General features: G+C 71.3%; 4 protein-coding genes and 1 pseudogene. 2 read left to right on the top strand and 3 right to left on the bottom strand.

What is annotated here, in order from left to right; all coding sequences use genetic code 11:
- Positions 1-88 precede the first annotated feature (88 nt).
- The 3 genes from ACZ6SQ_RS37880 to ACZ6SQ_RS37870 form a co-directional block, all read right to left on the bottom strand.
- Positions 89-2812, bottom strand: coding sequence for a cation-translocating P-type ATPase (locus ACZ6SQ_RS37880; protein WP_469570528.1), 2724 nt, complete (start codon positions 2810-2812; stop codon positions 89-91).
- Positions 2813-2948: 136 nt separating this feature from the next.
- Positions 2949-3911, bottom strand: coding sequence for a polyphosphate kinase 2 family protein (locus ACZ6SQ_RS37875; RefSeq protein ID WP_469570526.1), 963 nt, complete (start codon positions 3909-3911; stop codon positions 2949-2951).
- On the bottom strand, positions 3892-4494 hold the full coding sequence (locus ACZ6SQ_RS37870) for a three-helix bundle dimerization domain-containing protein (protein ID WP_469570524.1): 603 nt from the start codon (positions 4492-4494) through the stop codon (positions 3892-3894). The genes ACZ6SQ_RS37875 and ACZ6SQ_RS37870 overlap by 20 nt, the downstream gene beginning before the upstream one ends.
- Positions 4495-4850: 356 nt before the next feature.
- Here ACZ6SQ_RS37870 and ACZ6SQ_RS37865 point away from each other — a divergent pair, with 356 nt between their 5' ends.
- Both ACZ6SQ_RS37865 and ACZ6SQ_RS37860 read left to right on the top strand, forming a co-directional pair.
- Positions 4851-6266, top strand: a complete 1416-nt coding sequence (locus tag ACZ6SQ_RS37865; RefSeq protein ID WP_469570522.1) for a phosphatase PAP2 family protein — start codon at positions 4851-4853, stop codon at positions 6264-6266.
- 305 nt (positions 6267-6571) lie between these two features.
- Positions 6572-6660 (top strand): annotated as a pseudogene (locus ACZ6SQ_RS37860) (DUF4097 family beta strand repeat-containing protein); the annotation flags it as partial.

The raw sequence follows: 6660 nt of genomic DNA, 5'->3' as shown, positions 1-6660 counted from the left end.
AAACAACCCCCCCGGGGGGGGGGGGGACCCCCCCCCCCCCCCCCCCCCCCCCCCCCCCCCCCCCCCCCCCCCCCCCCCCCCGCGCCGTTCAGACGGACCGTCGCCGGGCCACCAGCTTGCCCAGCTCCCACAGCAGCAGCAGCGCGATCGCCGTCAGCAGGGCCCAGCCGAACTGCCGCGCATTGATCTCGCTCGTCCCCAGCATGCGGCGGAAGCCGTCCAGCTGCGTCGCCATGACCGCCAGCACCAGCTGGGCCAGGGCCACCCAGTTCATCTGCCTGCTGTCGAACGTGGACGGCGTCAGCACGGACTCCGTCTGGCTGCGGCACTCGAACGCGGCCACCACCAGACAGAGCGCGAACGCCGTGAACGCGATCGACTGGCCGGTCTCCGTGCCGTCGTAGAGCGACTCACCGATCTTGATCAGCCCGAGCAGCCCGCAGGTGATCGCCAGCCCGCCGAGCCCGACCGTGACCAGCACCGGCCGGGTGAGCACCGACTCCCCGCGCGGCCGCGGCCTGCGGCGCATCAGCCCCGGGCTCTCCTTGTCGAAGCCGAGCGCGAAGCCGAACGAGGCGTTGACCACGAAGTGGATCCACAGCACCTGCGGCGGCGTGAAGGGCTCACCGCCCGCGATGTTCAGCACGGTCGCGCCGAGGAACGTCACCACGAAGGTGACCAGCAGAAGCAGCACGAACCGGATGTACTTGGTGAGGTTGTCGAAGATCGTCCGGCCCTGCTCCACCGCGTAGACGATGGTCGCGAAGTTGTCGTCGGACAGGATCATGCGGGCCGCGTTCTTCGCCACGTCCGTGCCGCTGCCCATCGCGATGCCGATGTCGGCGGCCTTGATGGCGGGCGCGTCGTTGACCCCGTCCCCGGTCATCGCCACGACCTCGCCCTTCTTCTTGAGCGTGTCGGCGAGCAGCACCTTGTGCTCGGGCGCGACCCGGCCCACCACCCCGATGCCGTCGATGCGCGCGAGGCGTTCCCGCTCGCTCATCGCCGCGAAGTCGGAGCCCAGCAGGGCCTCGCCGGGGATGCCGATCTGGCGGGCGATGGCCGCCCCGGTGGTGACGTCGTCGCCGGTGATCAGCCGGACCCTGATGTGGGCCGCCTGCGCGTCCGCCACCGCCGCCTTCGACTCCTTGCGCGGCGGGTCGACCATGCCGACGAGGCTCGTCATCCGCAGCTCGGTGACGTATCCGAGCAGGTCGCCGCCCGGGTCGAAGGCGGCCGGGTCCAGATCCCGGGTGGCCGCGGCCATCACCCGGCGCCCCTCGCCGCCCATCCGCTCGGTCTGCGCCTCGGCCCGCCGCCGCAGATCCGCGTCCCACGGGACGCTCACCCCGGCCGCGAGCGCGGTCGCCGCCCGCGCCGTCACCGCCGGGGCCGCGCCCTTCACGAAGCATCTGACGACCGGCCGTCCGGAGGCGTCGGCCGCCGAGTGGAACGTGGCCATGAGCTTGTACTCCGGGTCGAACGGCAGCGTCGCGAGCCGGGGCAGGCCCTCGCGGGTGGCGTCCGCGTCGAGGCCCGCCTTGTGCGCGAGCACCAGCAGCGCGCCCTCGGTGGGGTCGCCCACGACCTCGCCGTCCACCAGCCTGGCGTCACTGGCGACGACGTAGGGCAGGATCGCGTCCTCGATGCCCGCGGAGGACCCGGCGGCGTGGTGGATCTGCCCCGTGAGCTCGTAGCCCGTGCCCGAGACCGTGTAGCGGTCGGTGGGGCTGATCACCTCGACCGCCGTCATCTGGTTCATCGTCAGGGTGCCGGTCTTGTCGGAGTTGATCGCCGAGGTGAAGGCGAGGGTCTCGACCGACGGGAGTTCCTTGACGATGGCGTTGCGCTTCGCCAGGTTGAGGCTGCCGACGGACAGGATCGCCTGGGTCACGGTCGGCAGGGCCTCCGGGATGGCGGCGATGGCGAGCGAGACCGCGCTCACGAACAGCGCGTCCCATGCCTCGTCCCGGCTGCGCCCCAGCGCGAACATCACGATCATGGTGAGGCCGGCCGCCCCGGTGATCCACAGCGTCAGCCGGTCGAGTTCCCGGGTGAGCGGCGGCACCTCCTTCTCGGTGGCCGCGAGCATGCCGGAGATCTTGCCGAGCTCGCTGTCCGCGCCGATGCCGGTCACGACGAGCAGCGCGCTGCCATGGGTGACCGGGGTGTTCATGAACGCCATGCAGGTCTGGTCGCCCGGCGGCAGGTCCCGCCCGCCCGGCAGGGCATGGGTGTCCTTCGCCGCGGGGACGCTCTCCCCGGTGAGCGCCGACTCGTCGATCTGCAGGGCGCTGGCCTCCACGATCCGCCCGTCCGCGGGCACCTGGTCCCCGGCCGACAGGAGCACGATGTCGCCGACGACCAGCTCCTCCGCGGGGATCTCGGCCTCCGTGCCGTCCCGGCGCACCCGCGCGGTGGCCTTCAGCATCGACTGGAGGGCGTTCATCGCGCTCTCCGCCTTGCCCTCCTGCCGCAGACCCACGACCGCGTTGAGCAGGGTCAGCACGACGAGCAGGATCGCGGTGGTCCACTCCTGGATCGCGAACGACACCACGGCCGCGGCCACCAGGACCAGCTGCATATAGCTGCGGTACTGGGCGAGGAACCGGCGCCAGGTGGGGATCCTGGCCTCCTCGGGCAGGGCGTTGGGGCCGTGCGCGGCCAGCAGGTCGGCCGCCCGCGCGGCGGTGAGACCGACCGCCGGGTCGACGCCGAGGGCCGTCACGACCGCCTCGGGGGACCGGGCGTACCACTCGGCCTCCGGCGCGGCCCGCCCCTGCTCGCCCACCGGTTCCTGATGCACCGTCATCGCTGCCTCCGATCACCGCCCTGGCGGCGCCTTCTTCCCACTCGCCGGACAGGCCCCGGCGGCGTTTCCCGGCACCGGGTCCGTCCGGCGCGTTCCGCCCGCCGCGGGCGCTGGTGCGCACGCACCGGACGCCGCCCTAGCGCTGTTTCTTCCCGTCGGCCGCTGTGTGCCGGGCCGCGTAAGGGTCGGCCGGGCGGCCCTCGGGGGCCTCCCGCTCCAGGTTCCGCTTGGCGACGAGCAGCTCCTTGCGGGCCGCCTTCGCCACCTTCGGGTACTGCGGGTCGATGTCCATCAGCGTGTGTGCGAGAACCGCCGCGGTGCAGATCCGGGCGTACCACTTGCGGTCCGCCGGCACCACGTACCAGGGCGCCCACCGGGTGCTCGTCGCCGAGAGCATCTCGGAGAACGCGTGCTGGTAGTCGTCCCAGTACCGGCGCTCCCGGACGTCGGCCGCGGAGAACTTCCAGTTCTTCTCCGGCAGGTCGAGCCGCTTCAGGAAACGCGTGCGCTGCTCCTCCTTCGACAGATTCAGGAAGATCTTCACGACCCTGAACCCGTTGTCCGTGAGATAGCGCTCCCAGTGGTTGATCTCCCGGTACCGCTGCTTCCAGAACTTCGCGCCCTCGGCGAGGCCGGGCAGCCGCTGCCGCACCAGCAGCTCGGGGTGCACCCGTACGACGAGGGTCTCCTCGTAGTGCGAGCGGTTGAAGATCGCGATGTCGCCGCGCTCGGGGAGGCGCCGGGCGTAGCGCCACAGATAGTCGTGGTCCAGCTCCTCGGTGGACGGCACCTTGAAGCTGCTCACCCGCACGCCCTGCGGATTGACCCCGCTCATGACGTGCCGGATGGTCCCGTCCTTGCCCCCGGCGTCGAGCGCCTGAAGGCACATCAGCACGCCGTAGGTGTCCTGCGCGGCCAGCCGCTGCTGGTACTCCGCCAGCAGCTCGACGCCGCTGCGCAGCAGTTCGACGCCCTCCCGCTTGCGCAGGCCGCCCTTGTCCCGCGGATCGAAGTCCCGCCCCAGCCGAACCGTGGATCCCGGGCGCACCCTCAGCGGCTCGATGAACTCGGCGATCCGCTCAGCTCTCTTGTCCTCCATCACCGATCAGTTCCTCTCCGGCACGTCGTCGGTCCTCGGGGCCGCCCGGTGTCCCCCCGTGCTCGCGCAGCGCCCTGCGGACCCGCCGCTCGACCAGGATCGGCACGAAGGCCCTGATCCTTGCGGGCCGGAACGCGTCGTACGCCTCCCTCACCGCGGCCTCGATCACGCCCTCGTCGACCGCGGGCCAGCCGGCCTTGAGCACGGTGACCAGCTCGCGTACGGCGAGGGCTTCGTCGGGCGGGGCGGAGGAGGCGGCGGGAGCGGGGGAGGGAGGCGGGGGAGCCGGGAGGGCGGCGGGGTGTGCCTGCTCAGGCGTGTGGTCGGGCGGGCCGGGCAGGTCCGGCAGGTCCGGCAGCCGGCCCGTCGGTTCCGGCAGGTGGTCCGGCAGGTCCGGCGGGCGGTCCCGGGGGCCGAGCGGGCGTGGATCCAGCAGGTGTGAGTCCGGCGGACGGGGACCCGCCGGGCGTGGATCCAGCGGAGGGGGACCCGCCGGACGTGGATCCGGCGGACGTGGATCCGGCGCGCGGAGGGGGACGTGCAGTTCCCGTGACCCCTCGCCGATCGTCTCGTCCGCGGTCATGGCCGTGCGGTCCCCGCGTCGGCGTGCCGAGGCACCCGGCCCGCCCGGTCTCGCGCTCCGCCGCGGACTGTCACGCATCTCATACGCCGACGGCCTCCAGCCCCGGGCAGCCCCGCCCGGCGCCGTCGCGGGCGAGCCGATGCCCACCCTCATTCTGGGATCGCCCGCGCAAGATCGCCCGCCGGAAGGCCGGGCGACGTTCACGAACCCCTGCCGTATACGAGCGCGGAACCCGGACCGTAGTCTTTCCGTCTTGCTCCGATGAACTGATGTTCACAGGAAAGAAAGCGGCTCCGCTCGAAAGGTGACGAGCAAAACCGCCTCAATAGGACCCATATCTAGCGAAGCAGCCAAAGTTGACTCACATACCACCGCAGAACCTTTCGCGAATACCCCGGACACCCGAGCTCCCCCTATGGCGCCGGCCGCGGACGCGACTCTGGGCAGCGGTGGCTGTCACGGCCCTCGGATTCCTCCTCGCACTGGAATTCACCGCGCGGCATTACGGCGTATCGGGGCCTATGGCCAATCAGGCGCGAGAGGTGATATTCCGCCCCAAGTCGGGCGGTCTGCTGTATGCCTCGATGGCGTTGATGATGGTGGTGCTCACCTGGCGGCAGCGGTTCATCGCGCTGGCGGCGGCGATCGGCATCGACCTCGTGTTCCTGGTGGTGCGCTGGGCGGTCGACGCCGACGCGACGGAGGGGCACCCCTTCGGCAACGGCGCGCTGTGGGTGATGCTGGGCGTCGCGGCCTTCGCCGTCACCCGCCGCACCGGCCGGGAGCGGGTCCTGCTGCTGAAGGGCGTGGGCCTGGGGCTGCTCCTGATGACCGGCCGCAAGACCGGTGACATCTGGCTGCTGATCACCTCCAAGACCCGCCCGGCGGTGCTCGACCAGTACGTGGCGGTCGCCGATCACGCCCTGGGCGACCCGTCGTGGCTGGTGGGCCGGCTCGTCGAGGCGAGCGGCCCGATCGGCTTCAACGTCCTCGACTTCGTCTACGGCCAGCTGCCGGTGGCCGCGGTGATCGCCGCGCTGTACCAGCTGCGCCACGTGGCCGCCGAACGCCGCTTCCCGCGTCACCACCTGGTGCGCACGTTCCTGGTGATCGGCCTCCTCGGCCCGGCCTTCTACATGATCTTCCCGGTGGTCGGCCCGCTCTTCGCCTACGGCACGGGCACCGCGCACTGGATGGACGTCAGCCTCTGGGCGCCGGAGATGCCGCCGACCGAGCCCTGGGCCGTGGCCACCGTCTGGCCCCACTCGTTCCCGTCGACCGCCCTGCCGGTCGCCATGCCGTTCGACGGGATCACCCCGCGCAACTGCATGCCCAGCCTGCACACCGCGTGGGCTGTCGCGATCTTCATCCACTCCCGCAAGGGTCCCCGCCTGCTGCGTTTCGCGGGCACCTTCTGGCTGATCGCCACGCTCGCCGCGACTCTCGGCTTCGGCTACCACTACGGCGCCGACCTGGTCGCCGGTGTGGTCTTCACGCTCACCATCGAGGCGGCCCTGCGCACGTTCGACCACGACTGGGACCGCGCGGGACTGCGGTTCGTCGCCTACGGCACGACGGTCTTCACGGCCCTCCTGCTGTCCTACCGCTTCCTGCCGGTGCAGATGGCCGAGCGCCCGTGGCTGTTCGGCCCCCTGCTCATCCTGGCGATGGCCTCGGTGATCTACGCCTACGTCCGCACGACCGCCCTGTGGGAGCCGAAGCCGGCCCCGGCCGCCACCCCGGCCCCGGAGCCGCAGCCCGAACTGATCTGACCGGGCCCCCCGGCACGACGCCCCCTCGAAGACCCCCAGGCCCACCGGCCCGGGGGTCTTCGTCGTGCGGGGGCGGATGCCGGGTGGGGCCGGAGCGTTAACCACATCTCATTGCAACGAACCCACTAGGAGTTCGTTGCGTTAATACCCAAACCAGTGCAACGAAATATGCGTGTTGACCTGCATCTATCAAGTATTGATGCAACAACTGCGTTGTCAGATTCATGAACGCAACGTAGCGTTTCTGTCATCGGAAACGACGAGCGGCAACGAGCCGGCTCGCGCCACGACCGAAGGAACCCACCATGCAGACGTTCGCCACTCCCGCCCCCGTCTCCGTCGTCCTGGACGTCCCCGCGGGCCGCATCCAGCTGATCGCCGCCGACCGCACGGA

The sequence above is a fragment of the Streptomyces sp. NPDC048600 genome (genome assembly GCF_055587025.1).
The sequence above is the reverse complement of the archived record's forward strand: the minus strand, read 5'-3'. Positions and strand labels throughout refer to the sequence as shown.